Raw genomic sequence first — 23,377 nt, forward strand, 5'->3', positions numbered from 1 at the left:
TGCCGTCGCAACCCCTAGCGGGATGCAGCGATCGGCGCGCCTTGCACGAATGAGATGAGATCGGCTGCGGAAATTCCTGATGCGACGTCGTGTGCCGCTGTATCGCTGCTGCGCAGTGTAATGTTTGTGCGCGGTATGGCGAGCTGCATGGTGAGGCTGCCCTCGGTGATCGTGACGTAGAGCCCGTCCTCGTCACGCACATCGACCACCGCGGTTGCGCCGCTGTGGGCATCGCGCATGCGGATGACACCGGCCTTTACATGGGTGTCGAATTCGAAAGCGTAGTCGCGCACACTGATCGTGTTCTGGGTAATAACCACGATGCCGTCGTTGCTGCGGCACAAAAGCGCGGCTGCGCGTTCGTCGTGCTGCGCGGTTGCAGTGATGGAAACGAATGCCATAGCGGCTGCGAGTATGGGAAGAAATCCTTTGAGGGCCATTGTATCCTCCATGTCTGAGGTTGTGTAACGTGTCTGCATGGAGCAATAACAAAACCGTGCCATGTGAAATTCTTGTGAATTTCAGCCGCATTGTATGGGGATCTTTTTTTCCCTGTGAATGCAAGTCCCACGCCTGTGAAGTCGCTTCACGTGTGAAGCGGCTTCACACATGGCACATTTTCTTGCTCGCGAAACAATGTATATGTGTCCTGACCGCGGCATCACGGCTGTGCACTGTTGATGTCTGCTTTTAGTGTACAGTGGTATCTCGGGGGGCCCAGCGCGCCCCCACCCTGCGGCCCTATCCAGCGCCTCTGCGGACACTGCACGGCCTGTCTCTGCAGGCACGTGACGGTACAGGTCCACATTGTGTCAGTCCTCCCTGGTCCGGTACAGCCCATAAAAAAAGCGGCCCGCGAATCGCGGGCCGCTTGAATCGGAAAAACTGATCCGTTTATTTCGAAAGGATCATCTTCTTGGTCTGGACGACCGGCGCCGTGCCGTTGAGCGGCGTGGCTTCCATGCGGTACACGTAGATGCCGCTGGGCATGACTTCGCGCGCATCGTTCGTCGAATTCCAACTGACGATGTGTTTGCCTGCGCTGAGCGTGGCATTCACGAGCGTGGAGAGATGGCGGCCGAGCATGTCGTACACGCGGATCGAAACCTGCGCATCGCTCGGAAGATTAAACGCGATGTTTGTCGTCGGATTGAACGGGTTCGGGTAGTTCTGCGCGATCTGGAATTCGGTCGGATCCGAGATGGCTTCCACAACCTGACGCGGTGCGGCTGATACGACCGGCACGAGCTTGGCAACGGAGAGGTCACCGACGCGGAGCCCTTCCACGCGGATGTCCTGCGAATTCGAGATGCTCACATTGCGGCCGCTCATGTCGAGCTGCGGCATGCGGTTGATGAGGTCGATACGCTGTTCGAACTGCGCGATCGCACCGGCGATCTTCGCACCCACCGCCTCACGCTCGGAGATGTCTTTCGACATCACCATTGCGGCGGCGTTGTCCTTCATCGCGGCGATCTGCGGGTTGATAACGATCTCGGGACGGGTTGCCAGACGCACTGCGAGAGTGGATGCGAGAATGGACTTCTGCTCGTCGGCGGTTGCCACGGTCGAAAACACGTTCGAAAGCACGTCACCCGCGTATTCCGCGGTCGGAAGAACCATGAAGTCGTTACCTGCCTTGGCAAACGCGCGGGCGGAGGCGGCTTCGTCGGTGTTCATCGTGCCGATCCACAGCACGCGGCCTTCGGTCGGCAGCGAGGTGTTGAGTGCGCGATCGCTGAATTCGACATTGCCGAACGCAGCTTCGATGTTTGCGCGAAGCGCCTGCGCAACCGGTCCGCGGTGGCTCACCACGACGGGCGCGAAGGTCTTCACATAATTGCGGCTGTAGCTGTTGTTGATAAAGTTCTCTTCATCGGCACGCTCGATTGTCGCCTTGATCGTGTACGATCCGGAGGCGAGGCCGCTCACGGCGTCGAAGGTCACGTCCGCAATGTACGGCGCCGCGGAAAGGGTCACGCGACGCTCGCTGTAATACACCTGCTGACCGGCGCTGTTGGTGATGTACACCTTGCCGAAGGTCACGGCGTTCGGGAGCTGCGGGTGGTTCGCGAAGGAACCGAAACGCACGACCGGCGAGAACGAACCGGGCAGGTTCGTGCCGGAGGGATTCAGGATCGCGATGACGCCGACATCGGCGCCGGTCACGAAGTTCGGACGAATCATCTTGCCACCGAACTGGCGGAGCATGTCGTTGTTCCAGGTTGTGCCACCGTTCGGCGACCAGAACTGGATGCCGTGGTTGCCGTAACGGCTGATGTTCCCATTGATGTCGAAGGGGCTGCCGAGCTGGTCCATACCCATGCCCACGCCGCCTGTTGTCGGAGCAACGTCGGTGCAGATACCGAATGCGTACCGGCCTGCCGGGAGATAGATGGGCGGGGTGAAATCGTAGGACACCCACTTCGCGCCCTGGATCGGGAGCTGGCGGTTGCCCGTGGTTGCGATCTGTGTGCCGGGCACTCCGCTCGCAGCGTCAAAGACGCGCACGGAAATACGCGCTGCGGAATTCGTCGGCTCGAGCTCGACGTTGCTTCCCTGCCAGATGTCGACGCTGGTCAGAGTCTGATCCTGCTCGATTTCAAACACGTTGGCTTCGCAATCGTTTGCGCCGCCATTGTACGTCTGCTGCGATACGCCATTGTCGTATGCGAGCGAGCCGGGGGTCAACGTGTACTGAATCATCTTGGAATTGTCGCCGCGCGAGGCGAAGAGATCGCCGCGCTGGAAGAGGTTCATCGACACTCTGTACGTGCCCTGCTCTGCGGGAAGGTTCGCGACATTACCAAACGCATAGAAACCCAGAGGCATGTTCAGATTGAATTCCTTCTGAACCATCGAACCGGTCGGCGAGGTCTCGTAGAAGTTCATACGGGTTTCGCTGGCGGTCTTGCTGTTCTGAATCAGCGGCACAAACAGTGACTGACCGTTCTGCGGACGACGGCCGAGCACGGTGTACGGATACAGGCTTGTCATCGAATGCGCAGCCATGTCATCCACAAACGGAACCGGGAGGCGCGGACCGATGGCCGAACCGCAGGTGTTCCAGTAGTTGATGTCCCAACCGATGCGCACATCCTTATACGCGCCGTAACGGTTGAAGATCAACGCCCAGCGGCGCAGGGTGCCGACGTCGCCGGACGCGCGATCGTAGACGTTGATCGTCCACAGGCCAACAGGACTGCCAGAGGTCGGGAACACTGTTCCCGGCTGCGGCTTGTACACACCGCGGAAGAACGCGGTCACATTGGAGGCGTCCGCAATTCCGACGCCGGGAATAGCCGCGCCGGCAGGCACGATGCCGCTGCAGGGCATCTGAGCCACGGCGGGATCAAAAATGGTGTTTTCGAAATTGTCGTACACACTACCGTTGTAAAGCGAGAGAATGTAATTGCCGCCGGGGCCGCTCATCGTGATCATGAGGTCGTTGGCCGAGGTGTGATCGATGTCCACCATGACCTGCAAACTGCTGATCGTGAACACGTCGGTGATCTCAATAGTGCTCGACGTGGTGTTGTAATCCGTGATGGGCGCTTCGACATCCCTCCAGTACTCCCACGGCGGCGTTCCCTGCGAAAACGCAGGACTGGCGCCGACGAGGACAAGCACAAAGAGTGCGAAAAACAGTCGAGCTGTTTTCATTGAAACCTCCTGACGAAAGTGAAAATTGCTATGTGGCTGATTTATCGGACGAGAATATCGAATTGGACCTAAACTACCATTTCGCACCCGTAAAGTCAAGCCGGGGAAAATGAAAAGATCTGCCCGTAAAATGGGCATTTTCGACATACTAAGCTCGCCTCGACATGTATCAGGGTCATGATCACCCGGCGGACGAGAACCACAGCGTGCCTGCCTTGGAATTCAGGCCGGTCTTCTCCATTTTTCAGCGATGTCTCCAGTTTCGCATATAGGGATGACTCCCGATTCGCCTCCTACTCAGAGGAGTGCCCCTGCCCGGGGGAAAATCCTGTATTTCATTTCCGATGTACATCTTGGCTTGAGTGCGCCGGGAGTTGAACGAATAAAACGCGCCCGCCTGCTTGAGGTTCTGAAAGAGGTTCAGGATCATCGTGGGGATCTCTATATCGTGGGCGACCTTTTCGATTTCTGGTTCGAATACCGGTCCGTAGTCCCTCGCGGACACCATGCAGTGCTGTCGGCGCTTGAGAATCTGGCGCAATCCGGCGCACGTATCACCTATCTTGCGGGGAATCACGATTTCGCTATCGGCCAGGTGTTGCGTGACGACCTTGGTGTGGACATCATTCGCGACGACGTGACTTTTTCGATCGATGGCCGGAGCTTCTATGTCTATCACGGTGACGGTCTCGCTGATAAGGATGCCGGCTACAGAGCCATAAAGGCGATCCTCCGAAATCCGCTCGCCCAATGGCTGTTCCGCTGGCTTCACCCGGATATCGGTTTTGCTCTCGCCCGTATGTCTTCCCATTCCAGCAGAAAATACACGGGTACGAAAAAGTACGGCGAGACGGATGGTATGCACCGTGAGGCCATGCGCCGCATCGACGCGGGAGCGTCGTGCGTCGTAATGGGTCACAGGCACCAGGCCACCCTTCAACGAATGGGTCAGGGACTCTACGTGAATTTGGGCGACTGGATAACGTCCTATACATACGCAGTGTATCACGACGGCTTCATGCGCCTGTATTCGCGCAAGGACGACCGGGAAGTACTTATCGCACAGGAAGCATGCAACCCAAACGTTTCTGGTTGACCGTTGCCGCGATCGCGGCCCTTGTCGGCGGATACTTCTTTTTTGACGGAGTGTTCACCGGACTTCCCTCGCTGGAAGAACTCGAGAATCCCCGGCCTCCGTTGGCGACCCGTGTGTATTCCGCCGACGGAGAGCTGATCGACAAGTTCTTCGAGGAGAACCGCTCGCGCATCTCCACACTCGACAGCGTCCCGAAAGCGTTCCTTGACGCCCTTCTGGCAACGGAGGACACGCGGTTCTACGAGCATTGGGGAGTAGACCTGCGCGCCGTGGCCCGTGTCATACTTCTGAATCTCTCCAAATTCACACTCCGCGGACCGGGCGGCTCCACACTGACCCAGCAGCTTGCACGGAAGCTCTATCTCTCCGATGAAGTCACTATCATGCGCAAACTACGCGAGATGGTGACCGCGGTTCAGATCGAACGCAGATACACCAAGGACGAAATTCTCCTGATGTACGTCAACGTCGTGCCTTTCGGACGCGGGGCGTACGGGCTGCAGGCCGCGGCACAAGAGTACTTTGCGAAAGCTCCGTCACAACTCACTCTGGGCGAATGCGCATTTCTTGTCGGACTCCTCCAGAATCCGACCCGGTACGACCCGCGGCGGCACTATGACCGGGCTGTCACGCGAAGAAATGTCGTGCTCCTGCGAATGGAGGACGAGGGATTTATTCCGCGCGGCATGTTTGAGGCGCGTAGATACGATTCCATCGTCACGCGTTCACGCGTGCGCTCCGCAGGCATTGCACCGCATTTTGTCGAATACGTGCGCCAGCAGCTTCGCGAGAAGGCCGAAAAACACGGATTCAACCTCTACCGGGACGGGCTCACGGTCTATTCCACGCTCGACAGCAGGATGCAGGAGAGTGCGAACCGCGCGGTGCGCGAACATCTCTCGACCTTTCAGACAACGTTTTCGGCGCACTGGAATTGGGAAACCCCGCAGCGTCGCGCGTTGCTCGCGGGTGCCATCACCATCGCCGCCCGGCAGACGCCTGAATACCAGTCCGCGCGCACAGCGGATGCGCGGGAACTGGCTTTGATCCGATGCAGAAGGAATCCGTATTTCGTGGATTCAGTAAAGGCGGCCTTGACCAGAATCCAGGTTGGCTTTGCGGCGATCGATCCCGCGACGGGACAAATCCGTGCGATGGTCGGGAATTCGGAGATGGATTTCCGCTACGGACTGAATCACTGTACACAAATCGAGCGGCAGCCGGGATCGACATTCAAACCGTTTGTTTACACGGTCGCCATCGATAATGGCTACACGCCTGCCTTCCAGCTTCCGAATGAACCCATCGGTATCTCCGACGGCAGCGGACGACGCTGGTCACCGAAAAACTTCGGAGGAGAAACGGGGGGCATGTACACGCTGCGTCGCGGTCTTATGCTGTCGGTAAATCTCGTCGCGATTCGCGCCATGCTCGAGATCGCTCCAGCCGAGGAAGTGGTCCGTTACGCGCATCGCATGGGCCTCACGAGCAATCTCCGCCCGTATCCCTCGCTTGCAATCGGCACATCCGAAGTGGTTCCTCTCGAAATGATATCCGCCTACGGCGCCTATGCCAACGAGGGCATCCTTGCCAAACCACGTGCGATTCTGCGCATCGAAGACCGTGACGGTCGCGTCATCGAGGAAGATCCCGGCGAATACCGCGAAGTCTTGAGCAAAGAGACGGCGTTTATCATGACGTCGATGATGCGGTCCGTCGTCGCGAGCGGGACCGGTGCGGCCACACGCGCGTGGTACGCAGGTCCGGCCGCGGGAAAAACCGGGACGACACAGGATTATGCGGACGCCTGGTTCATCGGATTTACACCGAATCTTGTCGCCGGAGCATGGACAGGCTTCGACGACCGCCGGATTACCTTCACCGGCTCGTATGGTCAAGGCAGTGTCGCGGCCGCTCCCATCTGGGCGCGGTTCATGAAGTACGTGTACGGCGACAGGAGAATCAAGCTGCCTGTCGCGGACTTCACTCTCCCACCCGGCGTGGTGCAGGAGCACATCTGCCTGGATTCACAGAGCATCGCCACATCGTTCTGTCCCGCCACCGTAACGGAATTTGTGAACAAGAAATACATGCCCGGGGTTTGCACCGTGCACACGTCGGGCGGCGCTTCGCGCAAACGCGAGTCTGTCATCGAGTACTGACGGTTCTTCAAATGTCTGCTGCGGTTTGAACTCAACCCCGTAATGCCAATATTGATCCGGCATCATCCCCTGCTTCCCCAAAATCAAACACACGATACAGGAGTAACGTATGAGATTCCCCGTCTCTTTGAACATTCTCGCCCTGTGCCTCGTCATTGTGACGGGCTGCGGAAACAAGGAAGAGCAGGCGGCTCAGGACGAAGGCAGTGCCTTAGACCAGCTCACCAAGTCCGCCGAGCAGATGCAAAAATCCATGGAGCAGATGCAGGGCGGCGAGCAGGGCGACAGGACGCCCGTACCACCCGTATCCTTCAAAGTTCTGATGACCTTCCTGCCGGCAGAGGTCGCGGGCATGAAAGCGCAGAATCCCGACGGTGAAACAGGGACGATGGGTAAGTGGTCGTTCTCAAAAGCGAGCACGAGTTACAGCACCGACGACGGCACGAAAAATGCCCGAGTCGAAATTTCCGATCTGGCATTCATCTCCGGTCTCTATGCGACATACAACATTCTGTTTAACATGAAATTCTCGCGCGAGACGACGGAGGGCTTTGAAAGAAGCAGCAAGCTGGGTGAGTATCCGGCTTTTGAAAAATGGACAACCGAATCCAAAACGGCTGAATTTACAGTCCTCGTCGCCGACCGTTTCATCGTGGTGGTAAATACGGAAGGTCTGGACGAGACCGCGGCCCGCAAGGTGGCGGAGGGCATCGACCTGAAAAAGCTCGCAACAACAACGGCAAGCTGAGGGACCCGGCGAACTTTCAAGCGGCCCATGGGCCGCTTTTTTTATCGGGCGGACGAGGCGGTGATGTCGTCCAGAAGGTCGCGCATAACACGCAACCCCGAGAATACGCGCGGCCCCGGCCGCAGAAACACGTCGGCGTCTATGACCCGGATGTTCCGTGTGCGCGCTGCACGAAGTTTTTTCCATTCGGGAAAATGATCCAGTACGCCGGCCGCATCGACGGCCACATCGTTTGAAAGCAGAATGCAGTCGGGATTCGCGCGCAGCACCTCCTCGCGGCCGACCACGGGGTAGCGTCCGACCGCGGCAGCGCCGGCGTTCCTGGCTCCGGCGATTGTCATCATCTCATCGATGAAGCTGCCGCGTCCCGCGACAATTAGCGGGTCCAGAGACACGATAAGCAGCACCGACGGTGCCTCTCCGCCTGCGTGTTCTCGGGCACGGTCGGCGACTGCGCGCCGTATTGCCCCGAGCGAATCCACGAGCCGCGCCGCCCGGGCCTCACGATGAAGTATTTCTCCCGCATCACTCAGAGTCTTGAGTATCCCATCGAACGAGTGCGGATTCGAGACGAAGGTTCGAAGCCCGAGGCGCGTCATCTGATCATGCGCATCCCTCGTATTCCCCTCCACCGTGACAAAGACGATATCCGGCGCCAGGCCGACGATCGCCTCGATGCTCGGGGCAATCATATCACCCACACGAGGGATATGTGCGACCGACGGGGGATAATCACAGTACGAGGTCACACCGACCAGGTCTGGTTCCGCTCCGAGCGCGCAGATTATTTCCGTGAGGTTCGGTGCAAGAGTCACAATGCGGCGAACGTGTTCCGGAATTCTCACCGCTCTGCCGAGATCGTCGCGCACGATGCGGGAATTCGCCCTGTCGCCCGGTGCGCGACGGGAACCGCATCCCCCGGAACTTCCGATCAGCAGAGCGAGCGCGATGATTGCCGCTGTGTGCGCGGCGCCCGGAGTATCGACTCGCATCCGCGTCCTACTTGTTCAGACCCAGGATGGCTTTGACGATGTGCATCGCCACGTTCGGATTCTCTTTCAAACGCCTCGTGGAATACGCGTACCACTGTTTGCCGAACGGCACATATACACGCATGCGATGCCCCGCCGCCACGATCGCGTCGCGAGTCTGCGGCCTCACGCCAAGCAGCATCTGGAATTCGTAGGCCGACGCGGGAAGACCGAGTTCTTTCACCAGTGCAAGAGCATCCTGCAGGAGGGGATCGTCATGCGTCGCGATGCCCGGATACCCGCCGCGGCGCAGGATAAGACGGAGAAGCGCCTTGTAGTTCTCGCGCACTTCCTCGCGGCCCTTGAACGCCACGGATTCCGGCTCCACATAAATACCCTTGCAGAGCCGCAGGTTGGTCTCGTCTTCATCAAGCAGCGTGGTGATATCGTTCTCGCTCCTGCGCATGTAGGATTGAATCACGGTTCCCACATGTCCGCGGAAGTCGCGTCGAAGATTCCGGTACATCCGCAGCGTTGCATCGGTAGTCGGATGATCCTCCATGTCGATGCGCACGAAGTTGCCGTACCCTTTCGCTATCTCGCAGAGCACGCGGACGTTTTCCTCGCAGAAATCCGTATCGAGAGTCAATCCCATCTGCGTGGGCTTGATGGAGAGGTTCGAATCGAGTTTTTCGCGATGAATGGTGTGCAACACCTCCTCGCACTGCCGGCGCATGTCCAGGGATTCCTCGCGCGTTGATACGCTCTCGCCCAGCACGTCCATGGTGGCCATGATACCGCGCGCATTCAGATCCTTCACCACGCGCACGCCGTCTGCGAGCGACTCCCCGGCGATGTAGGGCTTGGCGAAATACCCGACGACCGGCTTCGGGATGAATGGGATGCTGCGTGCGATAACGGTGCTCAGGAAAGCCATGGGAGACTCAGGTGCGGGAAGTGGGAGGGATGTGACGCGGAAGAAGGAAGCTGCTGCGCGGCCGGAGTTCGAGGCCCGTACGTGATGCGTATTCGCACGGATCGGCACTCGTTGCGGGGGCCGGGGCTCTGCAGATCAGCATCAAAAGTACCGCCGGCCCTGAGCAAATGCAAGACCGGCAGGACCCCCATAAAAAGTGAAGATCGGAAAACGAGGGTGTTTTCCGATCTCCGTGCCCGTAAGGAGGGAGGAATAGGGGGGGGGAAGGGGGAGGGATATTATGAAGTGGTGGTGGAGGCTGTGTCTTTACCGCGGAAGAGCCACTTTTCGTATTCTTCGAGAAGGCCTTCCTCGGTCTCATTTTGAAATGCGCGTCGAAGAGTGCTTAACGCCACCGCTCCGCCTGCGGCGCCGAGGGCCGCGATGGCCGATTTGCGGACTCCCATGTCCTCGGATTCGATACCGCAAAGAATCACCGAAAGGAGGAGCTGATGGGAAAACTGCGGGCAGAGGGAAACGACTTTCTTTTTCTCCGAGGGATCGCCCGTGTCGTACAGATACTGCAGCGCACGTACGACCTCGTCCGATATCTCCTGCGGTCCGACACGGTGTACGATGTCTTCAAACGCCATCAGAATTTCAGCGCGATACAATCCCCAGAACGTGTTCGCAAGCCGGGCGAGAAGCTCGATCTCGTTCCGGCCGCCGAGAAACTGGAGAACGCGGATGTAATACGGCAGCAGGGAGATGCTGATTGTTTCCGGCGTCGGGTATTTTTTGTGTAACAACTCGAGCGAGTGATCGTCACCCAGTTTCGAGAAGATGTTCAAGCACACTTTATCGAGTACATGCGAGGTGCTTGACATGAACAATGTGTTGAGCAGGCCGACCGCATTCTTGTCATGCGTGTCTTCCAGCTCCTTCAAAGTGTTCGAGAGCAGCATTTTCTCCTGTTCCCAGGGGGTGTCGGAGGAGCGCTCGTGCGGCCGGATATTGCCTGAATACTGCATGACTTTGATGAATGTTTGCTTGTTTGCCGAATTCTTTTCGTCGAACCTGATCATTGCAGGACTTCTCGATATTGTGTCTGTTGTGCGATAGAAACCTGATTTTTGGAACCATCAACCAACCTTTCGATATGATTACAATGCACATGCCAGTTGTTGAAGCATGGGATCGAAAACGCGTCGAATGGACAAAATGGTTGGGTGATTCTCGATGCAAGCTGTTGTTTTAATAGACATAACCCGTTTTCATGAAACAGATCTCCGTTTGTCTCCCGACACTCCAGTGCGTACACATTCGTGTACTTTTTTCAAGTAGATGAAATAACGACAAACGGCGATCCGCCTCTAATCATTGTTTTTTTTGAATTTGGCATAGCTCACGCAAGGATATCGAAATATCCCGGCAAACCATCCCGCACAATCAGTCAACGCGTGCCGTGGAGCAGGCCGTTGTAGATTTTGTAGGTCGCTTCTGCTATTTTTTCGTTTGTGTAATGATCGAGCACCCTGCGTCTCCCTTTTTCCCCGTATTCACGCCGCAGTGCCGGATCGTCGAGATACCGGGCAAGTTGCGCCCGTAGCCCATCCACATTCTGCTCCTCAAACGTGAGGCCGGCATCGGCAATCACATGCGGAATCTCCGCATGGGTTGATCCGAGGACCGGCACCTCGCTGCACATCGCCTGCACCAACACTTGACCGAACTGCTCCTTCCAGTGCGGCACGGTGTACGAGGGAAGGACCAGTACATCCATGGTGTTGATATACCGTGGGATGTCCGCGTGCGGCACGGGTGGAACAAAGCGAACCTTCGCGGAAATGCCATGTTCCTCGACACGGTTGCGCATGTCCTGCTCGAGCGCTCCGCCCCCGATAAACAGCAGCGTGTAGGGTTGTGCAAGCGGGGCCGCGGCGTCGATCAGGTCGAGAACACCCTTCTCTGGGACGAATCGCCCGATGAAGCCGACGACCGTTCCAACAAGGCCAAGTTCCGCGCGTAACGCCTCATTGCGCGAGGGTTGAAAGAGCTGCGGATCGATGCCCAGAAGGGGAAGGACAAAAATCGGATTCGTGAATCCTTTTTTCCGAAGTATGTCCGCCGCATCGCGGTTCCCGCATATGGCTGCGTCCGAACGACGGAGGTTGGCGCGCTCAATGGCGCCGAAGGGAAAGCGCAGGTGTTTTTCAAAGTTCATCCAGGTGAAAAACACGGTCTTTGCGCGGGGCGCGAAGATTCGTTTTGCACACAGGGCTTGACGGTACGACAGCGCGTCGGTGCCCTCCTCCACATGCAGTATGTCGGGCTTGAACTCCCGCATGTGCAGGGAGAGCGAGCGGTAGAAATGCGCCGCCTCCTTCCCGCTGAAGAACACCGGCATGGGCACAACATCCAACTCGTCGTCCGGATGATCGGCGGCATTGATGGTAAACAGGTAATCACGCCATTCCGTCGGGACGATGATCCTCAGTTCCACACCGAAGTTCCGCGCGAGCGATCTCCACTTTTCCCTGCCTACGCGGGTGATGTAGGTATGGCTGATAACCAGAACCCTCATCCGGCGCTCCCGCCATGGTTGCTGTGCCAGTCGGACTGCGCCGTGAGATACACATCGGCGGTACGCCTCGCGATCTCGGGCCAGGCAAACACTTGCTCCACGCGTGCACGGGCTCCGCGTCCGAGACTCTCGCGCAGGGAAGGTTCAGTGAGCACACGGATCAAGGCGTCGGCAAGCGCGCGTGGATCCCTCGCTTCGACGAGCAATCCGCTTTCGCCGGGTATTATCAGCTCGGGGATGCCTCCGACATTCGTCCCCACAAGAGGCAGTCCGCTCGCCATCGACTCGAGCCCTGATATGCTGGTTGCTTCCATGAGCGATGGAAGCACGGCCACGGTTGACAGTGCGTAGAAACCCGGCATGGATTGATTCGGCACGTTCCCTGTGAAGAACACTCCCTCGCGATGGCCGGCATCGGAGAGCATTACCTCAAAGCGCTCGCGTTCCTCGGGAAATCCTCCGCCCACGATCAGAATCTGCGCACCGGGAACCCGCTCGCGTATCAAGGGCACGGCGCGAATAAGATATTCCACGCCGTTTTTCGGTTCGAGGCGGCGGGGACAGACAATGACGGGCCGTGTCAGATCTATGCCGAAATCTTTGTCCAGAACTCCGAACGAGAGACCCGGCTTGAATTTCGCCGCATCGACGCCGTTGGGAATGTAATAGAGTCGGTCCGAGCGGACGCCGGTGCGCGCGGACTTCTCGTGCAGTTCCCTGCTCGGGCTGATGATCGCCTGCGGATGATGCAGATACGCCCGGATCTTCGCCCTGCCACGGGGTGTTTCGCAATACTCGAGATAATTCGAGGTATGATTGGTCCACACGAGCGGAAGGCGGCTGCGCAAGGTCCAGGTCGACCAGCAGTTGGGTGTGAGGTCGTGCCAGTGAAGCACGTCCACCTTCATCTGCGACATCAGGGCAAGAATGTAGGAACGCACCATGCGGATATAGATGACGTGTTTCACGCGCGGCGTGGTGTTGGTGATAAAGAGCCGATGCACCGTGAAACCGTCCATCTCCTCCCGGTGGTTCTCGCCCGTTCCGTACACGGGTACGACAAGATTGACAGTGTGCCCATTCGCCGCATGCGCGCGCGCGAGTTCATAGGCATGGGTGGCCATGCCGCCCACGTTCGGAAAAAAGTCGGATGTAAGGAGTATGATATTCATGAGCGCATCAGATTCCGAGCAAAGCGCGGGCGTCTTCCACCACGCGCTGAAGACGATGGATGGCCTGGTGTTCGCGGACGGCGCGTGCGTGTCCCCGCTCCGCGATTTCGAGGCGCTCGCGGTCATGCTCCAGGTAGTACACGATTTTTTCCCGCAGTTCCGCTTCGTTCTCGAAGCACGCTATCTCGCTGCCTTCCACGAACAGTTCCTCCGCCTGCTCGCGCGATCGCTGCGTGAGGAGGAAGCCGCCGAAGCCGGGTATTTCAAAGGTGCGGACGTTGTTCGAATCGCGGTTCTGTTCCCGTAAAAAATTGAGGTGAATTTTCGAGACGGCGAACAGTTTCGAAATCTCCTCACCGTACACCGCATTCCCCTTCCATCGCGCACGCACCGGCGTCCCTTCGGACACACGCTCCCACATGTTTCCCCAGATGGCGAGATGTTCATCGGCGACGGCCGAGAGCCACTTCTCGCGGTCCGGCTCCCATGTCCCTGCAAAAACCACGTCGGTGGCAAAACGCCTCACATCGTCCGGATCGACGGAGTCGGGCCGTTTCAGCATCTCGGGATCGTAACAGAACGGAAGATATTCCACCCGCCGTCCTCCCGCATCGCGCAGCGGCTGAACAAGAGAGCGCGCGTAGATGTAGTAGATGTCGAAGAGCGGTATGCTCGCGATGCTCTCGCGTGTGGCGTTTTTCACGGCGACATTGAAGGGGCCGTCGGGGTACCACTGAACCAGCAGGGGTTTGTACCGCTCCTTGACCTCGCGGAGAGACGCCGCTGAGATCGTTTCCCCCTTGAGAAAAAATACCAGGTCGGGGCGCTGCTCGGCAACGGTGCGCACAAAGGCGGCGTTCATCAGGCGCCGGTTGATGCGGCGTGTCGCGGCGGAAATAAGCGGCACGGTGGCGCCCACGGAAAAGTACGATCCGCGGTAATCAAACACTTCCACCTCGCAGCCGAGTCCTTCGAGGTGTTTTTTATACGACCATCCCCCAGTGCCGTACCAGTATTCGCAGACGAGGAGGACTTTCATCCGTGCCCATTCCCCTGCTTCCTCGCGTGAAGTACTAGCCCCGCCGATGTGACTGAGAGAAGTACATTGTTCTTCGCAAGAAAGCCCAATCCACGTGTGATTGTGCTGAGTCCGTTTAGGAGTGCCGCCAACGGGCTTGGTGCGTATTCGGCAAGTGCGCCGGGGAATCCTGTGTAGGTGCCCTGCCTCCGTAGGATTTCGAACCCCATCTTCTCCAAAAAACGAGTAAGCGTCTTCATGGAGAAATGCCGGATGTGCATGTTCACTTCGGTCGGATACGCAGGGCTGTGTCCAAAACTCGGGACGCCAAAAGCCATGAGCGTGCGATGCGCCCACCAGACTGCATTTGGCGTTGAGATAAAGAGTTCACCTCCCGGACGCAACACCCGATGAATCTCGCGCAGCGTTGTGACGGGATCCATAAGGTGTTCAATGACTTCGATACACTGGACGCGATCGAACGTCGCATCAGGGAACGGGAAAAGATTCTCGGAGTCGACCACGACAACGTCGAGACCACGCGCCCGCGCGCCTCGTGCCGCGTTGAACACAAGCTCTATTCCCACGACCTCGTTTCCTGCCTGCTGCGTGTGGATGGTGTACCTCCCCGTGCCGCAACCCACATCGAGAACGCGATGTCCCGTTCCGGCGACGGAGAGAAGAAAACGGCCGAATCGCGGTTCGATAGTGGACGCTTCGCGTTGGTCCGCAGAGGCATCATACACATATGATTCGTTGTACTGCGATTTACTCTTCACAGGATATTGCCTTCAGTTCTTCAGAAGATGGTTGTTTGAGTGTGGAGGTGAGAAATCTGAGATGCCGCCTGATGAGCCGGCCTTCCAGCAGAAGCTCGCCTGCAATAAAAATGATGAAAATTACCGCCGATGAAAATACCAGCGATAGGAGGCGGTTCTGAATATCGGGATGAGGGATGATGACGTACAGGCCCCACGTTATTGCGGCGACGAGAACCGGAATCATCACAGTTTTATACAGCGTATATGTAATTTCCTTGCGCAGCCACACGAGAAACGCTACGTAGGTCACGACCAGACTCACGAGCACAGCCCAAGCCGCACCGAGAATTCCCATGGACGTCACGAGGAAAACGAGCATCGGAATGTACACGACAAGCTGCACGATGCGCACCTTCGCCACAACTTCCGGACGACCGACGGAATAGAACAGTACCCGTATGTTTTCGACCACTGGAAACAACACCGCGTAAAGCGCGAGCACCCGCAGGACGGGACCTGAAGGTGCCCAACTTTCTCCCAGGAGCGCGGTCATAAACGTCTCGGAGGCGAGAAGGAACACCAGCCCGAAAGGTAAAAGTACGCGGATCAGGAAAAAGTTCACAAGGCCGTACGCTTCTGACAGCCGAGCCGTATCGGTGTTCATTCGTGCATACACCGGTAGCGCGACGTTGGTGATTGCAGGGCTCACGATTCTTGTGGGATACCGGGCAATGTTGTTCGCGCGCGAATAAATTCCCACCTGTTCGTAACTGTTCATCGACTTGATGACGATTCGATCCAGACTGTCATACACAACTTCGAGCGAACGCGACCAGAGAAATTTAACGCCCTGTGTGAGGAACCAACGCGCTGTCTCCGCTGAATATTCCAGACTGATACTCCAGCGTGCAAATTTCCAGCTCCCTATGAGAAATATCGCACTTGCCACAACCTGACCCGTTACGATACTCCACACGCCTCCCCCGACAAGCGCAAGGGATACGGCTGTGACAGGATTCGCGAGATTGCTCAGGAAGGAAATGATGGAGATTCGCTTGAACTCGAGATTCCTCTGGAGGATTGCGTCAAAATGCTGGCCAAAGAGGTTCGCTATGTTCACCGCTGCCAGGACCGAGATGACGGAAATTTCCAGAGTGGTCAGTTCGCGGAAGAATGAGTAACCGGCAATTGTCAGAATGGTTAACACAACAGACACGGCACTCAGAAAAATGTTGAGGACAAACGCCGTGGAATAAAAATGCGGGCGGTCCTCCTGCGTCTGTATGATGGAGATATTGAACGAAAACGCGGTGAGAATGAAGATAAATTTGATGATGCTGTCCGCGGTGTCGAACAGACCGAAATGTGTCGTCAGCACGAGGCGGCCGAGAGCCGCTTGCGAAAAGAAACCAACACCCTGGCTCAGATAATTTGCACCGCTCGTCCACAGTGCACCGACAAGTGCGCGTTTGGCGATGCTCATTTTACCGCTCCAGCTCCGCGCCGCAGAGTGTGATACACGTCGATCACGCTCTCCGCATAGCGATCCCATGTGAACGCCGCAACGTGCCGGGCGCCCTGCGAGCCCATGCTCACGGCCTTGTCAGGGTGTTCATGGAAGTCCAGAATCGCCTCCTTCAGCGCCTCGACGCTGCGGATGGGTACGACGGCACCGTCGATGCCGTCGCGAACCACGCTTCCCGTGTTCTCCGACACGATCAACGGGAGACCGCATGCCATGGCTTCGTAGGTGACAAGCGCGCTTCCCTCCTGCAGGGAGGGAAGTACAAACACGGACGCGTTTGTGTACTCCGCGGGAAGATCCTCATGACGCACATGCCCGCGCAGCGTGAACAATCCCGCGTATTTCTCCAGCACAGGACGGGCATCGGCCTCCACGCGGCCGATCAGCACGAGTTCCGAATCCCGGAGCGCAAGCTGCTTCCATGCCTCCAGGAGATAGTGCACGCCTTTTTGAATGCCGATATTTCCGACAAACAGGACACGAAATACTGAATCCTTCTTCGGGGCCGCCGCGAATCTGGAAAGATCGGTGCCGTAGGGGATGACGGTCAGCTTTTCATCGGGTATTCCATTGGCAACAAAGGTGCGCCGCACGAATTCCGACGGAATGATCACCCTGTCTGCGAGCTCGATTTCGCGCAGGCCTTTCTCGATGATCTGCGGGTGCGCTCGTTCGGTGGCCACGCCATAGCGGGCAAATTCTTCGCGGAGTATTTCGTCCTGATACTTCGGGTGCGTGGAGCCGCGCTCGATCACCACCGAGGCTCCGTGCGCCCGCGCGTACGGCATCGCTATCAGACCATAATTTCCCCAGGCATGAAACACATCGCATGGAGGAATATAGCGGCGCGACATCGCGTCAAAGAGATTGTCCTTCACGTATGAATAATACCCGCGCCGTCTGAACGGTCCCATAGCGCGGACGATCATGCCCGCGTATTCTGCAGCGGGCAGGGCGCGCCAGCGCGCCGCTGGGAGCACGTCCCTGACATACCACGCCTTCGTGGTGATGATGCGCTCGAGCAGCCCGCGTTTTTCGAGCTGTTCCGCGAGCGCCACCGCGTGGAAGCGCCCGCCGACGGAGATGACGACTTTCACGCCTGCCCGCGCCGCGCTGAACGCGTCAGGAGACCTGCTCGTCCGACGCGGGAGCGGCCGCTTGCCGCGCGCGAAGCCGCGCACGTAGCCACAGGCCCGCATAAAAGAGCAGGACCGCGATCAGCAGGTAGTTGGTGATGGTTGTGAGCAACAGGCCCGCCGTATATGTGCGCGGCTCGAAGTCGAGCGTCACCGTGTGCGAACCCGCCGGAACGACAATAGCACGGAACGCGTAATCCGTGCGCAGTATTTCCGCGGGGGCGCCGTCAATCGTTGCAGTCCAGCCGCTCGGGTAGTAGGACTCGCTGAGCTTCAGGATGGCGTCGGCCGGTGACTCGGTCTTGATGGTCATACCGTTGATTCCGCGCGCGGTGATCGAGGCCGTTGCCTGGGCAATCACCGAATCGGGGACGGGCGCCGGCGCCTTGTCCGGCTGCGCACTCAGATATGCCACCCTATCGGGCTGATAACCGGGCACGGTGCCTATGCGCGAGAAAAGGACGGAGTCATCCGGAATAACTTCGTACGAGCCGACAAAAAACGCGCGCGGCAACAGGGCAGTGTTCTCGAACACATCCTCGTTCTGGCCCTGGAACGTCGGCCGCAGCCACGGCGCCGACAAAGCGAGACCGCGCGGACCAACCACGTACTTGGTGTTGAGCATGCTGAGCAACGGCCAGTTCATTCTGTCGATCTGCTCCGCGCTCTCGAAACGGAATTCTGCGAAAATGCGGTTCCTGATGTCATCGTAGAACTTCATCTTCGCGGGGTGGTAGCCAGCGATACTTTCGATGCCGAAGGCCACGTAGTAATTGTCGCTGCCGTGCGCGGACACGGGCAGGATGCGGAATGGCCCCGTGTCACGCTGGAGGAAATCCACCACGTCGGTTTTCTGCAATGTCGCCTGCTGCACCTGCGCGGGTGCCATGTTCATGGGCTTGTAATCGACGATCCACCAGTCCGTGACCAGCAACACCAACAGGCCTGCGTACAGAGCACCTGCGGGTACCTTGCCCCTGCTGAAGCCCCATAAGAGCGCCCCGCAGAGCACCATGAACACCAGCGCAACAAGCGCGTCGTTCATGGCCATTTTGTAGATCCCGTCGCGCGTAAGCGACCGGTATTCTGCAGGTACCTGCGAGAGTTGTCCCTGCGCCGCGGCCTGTTCCACCTGCTGCATATAATTCCACGACTGCGGCTGATGGGTCTGCATACCTTCGGCGATGGCGGATTTCACCTCGCCGCTGAGGACAATCAGTCCGAGGAAAAGGACGAGCGCTCCCGCGACCGGCAACCAGACTGCTTTCGTCAGACTCCGCTGCACCGTCGCTTCGGTGTTTTTATTCTTCGACTTCACGCGCCGCACAAGTTCCGACAAGCCGATGCCCGCAAGCATGCCCATACACAGTGCCATCAGGTACAGGACCATCGACGGGATGCGGAAGTTGTTGAAGAAAGGCACGTGATTAAAAAAGAGGTCGTACAGCACGCCGAAATTGCGGCCGAACGACAGGAGAAGCGCGATCAAACCAAGCGCCATCCAGAAATGCACGAAACGATTCTTCGGCTGGAGAATGATCCCGAGCAGCGCGAGGAATGAAATTACGACACCGAGGTAAATGGGTGATTCCGTGAATGGCATGGTGCCCCAGTACGTCGGTGTTCCAAATCCGACAAACGATGGAACAAAGAACGTCACCACTTCGGGCAGACTGAAAGACCAATTGGTGGCGTAATTGTAGTCGAGTCCGCCGCCCGCCGGTCCGTGCCCTGATCCGCCTGACCCCGCGCCGCGGATCGAGAAATCCTTGTACTCCCACGTTGCGAAGTACGGACCCGAAAGCATCAGGAACGCAAACGCCGCGGCTCCGATCGTGATACCAGCAACCAGCATCGTGTTGACCGCTTTTTCGCCCTCGTACAGTTTGTACAGGAAATACAGCGCAACCGCCATCAGGTTGTAGAAGATCATCTGCACGTGGCCGGAATTAAACGTGAAGTGGAGGACGGCCACAAGCAGCGCGATTCGCAAGACGGTCTTTTTCTCGAACAGAAGATCGATGAGCAGTAGAATCGCGGGCAGCCAGGCGAACACCGTAATCTTGGTGTTATGCCCGCCCATGATCCAGTTCAGAGAATACAGGGAGAACACAACCGAGACCGATACGAGAAAGGCGGTGACGGGTTCGAATTTTTTTCGTAATCCAAACAGATACGTGAATAGACCCAGCAGGAAGAAGTTGAAAATATCCCAGAACATCGGAGGCAGCGGCAGCACGTTGATCACGGCCTGCGCCCATCCGTAGATCTGAAGCAGGATCATCGGCTTCAACGGATCGAGAAAGGTGTGCAGGTACATGCCGTGCCCGGGCGATGATGACCCCCATGTGGGCATGCCGGCGAAGATATATGGATTCCAAAAGGCGTTGACACCTTCCTGACGCGCCTTTTCGAGATACCCCTGCTCGTACTGAATCGGGGTCACGGAATCGGGCACGTTGAACACCTTCCCGGAGAAAAAGGCCTCATGGAAGAAGATGATCAATAGAAGACCCAGCAATCCCATAAAAATGGCATGAGGGTGCTGCTGAAATAGAAGTCCGAGGGAACCGGTTGACGCTGCTGGTTTGCGCACTGCGGACTTGACGGTCTTGGGCGGTGTTTTGGACATCATCTCACCGAGGGAGTGGGAATCGAAATTTTTGCGTGAAACATCGCGAAAAATAGAGAAGCGGCGGCCAACTTCCAATGCATGCCGATATGAGCGCATTCATCGGTGCCCTTGACCCGCCCTCCCGTGACCGGTACGGCGCACTCGCGGATGCCGCATCCGGAGCCCGCAAAAAAAAACCCCGGCAAAACCGGGGTTGATAGTCACTACGTCTCACTGTCGATCAGGCGACGCGTTTCTGGCCGCCTTTGGCGGGCTGCGTGCGCGACGCGCGCACCGTCACTTCCACGCGGTCCAGATCCACATACACTTCGGCATTGCAATACGGGCAGAATTTCGCGGTCTGCACATCAAAACTGATAGTGTTCTGGCACATGGGACAATCCGTGATCACCATACCGATAACCTTGCCGGTCTGTTTGACCTTGACGGGTTTTGTAAGGGGCTTATCGACTGTTTTCATTCGTCACCGTATGATGAAAAATTTGTAATCAGTAAGATACTATTTTTTTCATCAAAATCAATATAAATCGTCACGCATCATCCGATTTTTCGTTTATTAACGCAATTTCGAGCACTTCTTTCATCTCAGAGACGAGTGAAAACGTCATCTCCTGGCGTATTTTCTCTGGAATTTCCTTTACGTCCTCCTCGTTCTTTTTCGGCAGCAGCACGTGGCGGATACCCGCGCGGTGCGCCGCAAGGACCTTTTCCTTGACGCCGCCGATCGGGAGAACCGCGCCTCGGAGAGTGATCTCGCCTGTCATCGCAAGGTCGTTCCGGACGAGGCGGTTCGTAAGAAGGGACGAAAGCGCGGCCAGCATCGTGACCCCTGCTGAAGGACCATCTTTCGGGACACCGCCGGCGGGAACATGCACATGGATATCGATCTTATGGCGGAACGAGGGATCGAGGCCCAGATCCGAAGCATGGGAGGCGATATAGCTGAGCGCGGCCTGCACACTTTCCTTCATCACGTCGCGCACCTGTCCGGTAACCTGTAATTGCCCCTTGCCGGGCATCTTGGTTGCCTCGATAAAGAGGATGTCGCCGCCGACGGGAGTCCATGCAAGCCCCGTGGCGATTCCCGGCCGTGTGAGCCGCTCCGACACCTCGGGGTAGAACCGGTGCGAACTGATGTAATCGGGGAGATCGGTCTCGGTGATTGTGACCCGTTCGATCTCGCCTTCCGCCACCCGGCGTGCCACCCCGCGGCACACATCCGCGATTTTCCGTTCGAGATTACGCACACCGGATTCGCGCGTGTACCGGTCGACGAGTATTGACAGCACGTCGTCACCGATCTCGATCTGTGTCGGATCCAGTCCATGTTCGGCAATCTGTTTCGGCAGCAGATGCCGCCGCGCGATATGCACCTTTTCTTCGAGGATGTAACTCGGGATCTCGATGATCTCCATGCGGTCCTTGAGAGCGGCCTGGATAGGTTCGATCATGTTGGCGGTCGCGATGAAGAGGACCTTCGAGAGATCAAACGGGACCTCCAGATAATGATCGCTGAAATTCACGTTCTGTTCCGGGTCGAGCACCTCGAGCAGCGCCGATGTTGGGTCGCCCCGAAAATCCATGCCCACCTTGTCGATCTCATCCAGAACGAGAACGGGATTGTTGGATCCGGCTTTCTTGATACTCTGGATGATACGACCCGGGAGGGCGCCGATGTAGGTGCGCCGATGGCCGCGTATCTCGGCTTCGTCACGTATCCCGCCGAGTGAAAAGCGCACGTATTTCCTTCCCATCGCCTCTGCTATCGAGCGGCCGAGCGACGTCTTTCCGACGCCCGGAGGCCCGACAAAACACAAAATGGGACCGCGCATGTCGTTTTTTAACTTCCGGACGGCGAGGTATTCGAGGATACGTTTCTTCACCTTCTCGAGTCCGAAGTGATCTTCGTCGAGTTTTTCCCTGACGTGTTTGATGTCGAGACTGTCATCGGTCGAGATGCTCCAGGGCATTTCGAGGAGCCAGTCGAGGTACGTCCGGGCGACAGTGTATTCCGCGGATGCGGGATTCATCATCTGCAGTCTGCTGAGTTCCTTTTCCACCACGCCCTTCACGTCCTCGGGCATGACAGTTTCCTCGAGTTTCTTTTTCAGCTCGTCGACCTCGAGCCGGTCCTGATCCTCGCCGAGTTCCTTCTTGATCGCTCGGAGCTGTTCACGGAGGAAGTACTCGCGCTGTGTTTTATTGATCGTGTCCTGCACATCGTTTTGGATCTTCTGGCTCAGTTCGAGCCGCTGTATGTTCCCTGCGAGTGCAATGGTCACCTGATTGAGGCGTTCCCTCACGCTCAGGGTCTCGAGCAACGCCTGTTTCTCCGGCACGGGAAGATTGGCGAGGGAGGAGACCAGATATCCGAAGGTTGCGGTATCCTCGGTGTTCATGATGAGACTGAGTTGCTCCGGATTAAAGTCCTGCACCAGCTCCGAGAGCCGTTTGAAAAGTGTGCGGATGTTTTGGACCATGGCCGCGAGTTCATCCGACTCCACCGGGACCGCAAGGAGGTCTTCCACCCGCTCGACGTGCGCGTTGAGGTACGGCTCCTCCGACACAAGGGAAACGTACCTGGCCTTGTGAACACCCTGCACGACAACACTTTTTGAACCGTCGGGCATAGGGTAGATCTTGACCACACGCACGACGGTGCCGATGGTATAGAGGTCGTCGATGTGCGGCAGGTCGATCGACGAATCGCGCTGCGTAAGAACGATGACGGAGGATTGGGCGCGATACGCGTCCTCGATCAGGCGTATCGAACTCGGCCGTCCGACAAAGAGGGGCATGATTTGCCCGGGAAAAAACACGACGTTGCGCAGAGGCAGCACCGGCATGGTTTCAAAACGTGCGTCCATGTGCGTTGTGTCGCCGATATCGTAGGATGAGGTGGGTTCTGCTGAAGTGTCCGACATGAGCTGTCCTGTGCCAGTGAATGTGCGACGCCAAAAGAAACGAAAGTATCTGATTCCGATGTGATT

Annotated in this window: 17 protein-coding genes; 3 read left to right on the forward strand and 14 right to left on the reverse strand. The window is 57.5% G+C overall.

Annotation, left to right across the window (positions count from 1 at the left end; translation table 11 throughout):
- Positions 1 to 14 precede the first annotated feature (14 nt).
- Positions 15 to 440, reverse strand: a complete 426-nt coding sequence (locus HY962_02860; GenBank protein ID MBI5645848.1) for a hypothetical protein — start codon at positions 438 to 440, stop codon at positions 15 to 17.
- Between the two features lie 454 nt (positions 441 to 894).
- Complete coding sequence (locus HY962_02865; protein MBI5645849.1) at positions 895 to 3,663, reverse strand: T9SS type A sorting domain-containing protein; 2,769 nt, start codon at positions 3,661 to 3,663, stop codon at positions 895 to 897.
- Positions 3,664 to 3,937: 274 nt separating this feature from the next.
- Between HY962_02865 and HY962_02870 the strand changes: the two genes are divergently transcribed.
- From HY962_02870 to HY962_02880, 3 genes are all read left to right on the forward strand, one after another.
- Entirely contained in the window at positions 3,938 to 4,759 is an 822-nt protein-coding gene (locus HY962_02870; GenBank protein ID MBI5645850.1) for a UDP-2,3-diacylglucosamine diphosphatase, read from the forward strand.
- Positions 4,735 to 6,921 (forward strand): PBP1A family penicillin-binding protein, encoded by a 2,187-nt coding sequence (locus HY962_02875; protein ID MBI5645851.1) that lies wholly within the window; start codon positions 4,735 to 4,737, stop codon positions 6,919 to 6,921. Before HY962_02870 ends, HY962_02875 begins: the two co-directional genes overlap by 25 nt.
- A gap of 127 nt (positions 6,922 to 7,048) precedes the next feature.
- Positions 7,049 to 7,669 (forward strand): hypothetical protein, encoded by a 621-nt coding sequence (locus tag HY962_02880; GenBank protein MBI5645852.1) that lies wholly within the window; start codon positions 7,049 to 7,051, stop codon positions 7,667 to 7,669.
- A gap of 41 nt (positions 7,670 to 7,710) precedes the next feature.
- Here HY962_02880 and HY962_02885 read toward each other — a convergent pair whose 3' ends face one another.
- From HY962_02885 to lon, 12 genes are all read right to left on the reverse strand, one after another.
- Complete coding sequence (locus HY962_02885) at positions 7,711 to 8,661, reverse strand: ABC transporter substrate-binding protein (protein ID MBI5645853.1); 951 nt, start codon at positions 8,659 to 8,661, stop codon at positions 7,711 to 7,713.
- Positions 8,662 to 8,668: 7 nt separating this feature from the next.
- Positions 8,669 to 9,577, reverse strand: coding sequence for a proline dehydrogenase family protein (locus HY962_02890; protein ID MBI5645854.1), 909 nt, complete (start codon positions 9,575 to 9,577; stop codon positions 8,669 to 8,671).
- A gap of 278 nt (positions 9,578 to 9,855) precedes the next feature.
- Positions 9,856 to 10,641, reverse strand: coding sequence for a hypothetical protein (locus tag HY962_02895; GenBank protein ID MBI5645855.1), 786 nt, complete (start codon positions 10,639 to 10,641; stop codon positions 9,856 to 9,858).
- A gap of 368 nt (positions 10,642 to 11,009) precedes the next feature.
- The gene (locus HY962_02900) at positions 11,010 to 12,140 is read right to left on the reverse strand and encodes a glycosyltransferase family 4 protein (GenBank protein MBI5645856.1); all 1,131 of its coding nucleotides are present in this window, start codon (positions 12,138 to 12,140) and stop codon (positions 11,010 to 11,012) included.
- On the reverse strand, positions 12,137 to 13,312 hold the full coding sequence (locus HY962_02905; protein MBI5645857.1) for a glycosyltransferase family 4 protein: 1,176 nt from the start codon (positions 13,310 to 13,312) through the stop codon (positions 12,137 to 12,139). Before HY962_02905 ends, HY962_02900 begins: the two co-directional genes overlap by 4 nt.
- A gap of 7 nt (positions 13,313 to 13,319) precedes the next feature.
- On the reverse strand, positions 13,320 to 14,351 hold the full coding sequence (locus HY962_02910) for a glycosyltransferase (protein MBI5645858.1): 1,032 nt from the start codon (positions 14,349 to 14,351) through the stop codon (positions 13,320 to 13,322).
- Positions 14,348 to 15,109, reverse strand: coding sequence for a methyltransferase domain-containing protein (locus HY962_02915; GenBank protein ID MBI5645859.1), 762 nt, complete (start codon positions 15,107 to 15,109; stop codon positions 14,348 to 14,350). The genes HY962_02910 and HY962_02915 overlap by 4 nt, the downstream gene beginning before the upstream one ends.
- Positions 15,099 to 16,574 (reverse strand): oligosaccharide flippase family protein, encoded by a 1,476-nt coding sequence (locus tag HY962_02920; protein ID MBI5645860.1) that lies wholly within the window; start codon positions 16,572 to 16,574, stop codon positions 15,099 to 15,101. Before HY962_02920 ends, HY962_02915 begins: the two co-directional genes overlap by 11 nt.
- Entirely contained in the window at positions 16,571 to 17,713 is a 1,143-nt protein-coding gene (locus HY962_02925; GenBank protein ID MBI5645861.1) for a glycosyltransferase family 4 protein, read from the reverse strand. The genes HY962_02920 and HY962_02925 overlap by 4 nt, the downstream gene beginning before the upstream one ends.
- A gap of 25 nt (positions 17,714 to 17,738) precedes the next feature.
- Positions 17,739 to 20,384, reverse strand: coding sequence for a hypothetical protein (locus HY962_02930; GenBank protein ID MBI5645862.1), 2,646 nt, complete (start codon positions 20,382 to 20,384; stop codon positions 17,739 to 17,741).
- Positions 20,385 to 20,607: 223 nt separating this feature from the next.
- Positions 20,608 to 20,847, reverse strand: coding sequence for a hypothetical protein (locus HY962_02935; GenBank protein ID MBI5645863.1), 240 nt, complete (start codon positions 20,845 to 20,847; stop codon positions 20,608 to 20,610).
- A gap of 70 nt (positions 20,848 to 20,917) precedes the next feature.
- A complete protein-coding gene (gene lon / locus HY962_02940) occupies positions 20,918 to 23,254 on the reverse strand; it encodes an endopeptidase La (protein ID MBI5645864.1) in 2,337 nt (778 codons plus the stop codon).
- Positions 23,255 to 23,377 lie beyond the last annotated feature (123 nt).

Source organism: Ignavibacteriota bacterium (assembly GCA_016218045.1).
GTDB lineage: Bacteria > Bacteroidota > Ignavibacteria > SZUA-365 > SZUA-365 > JACRFB01.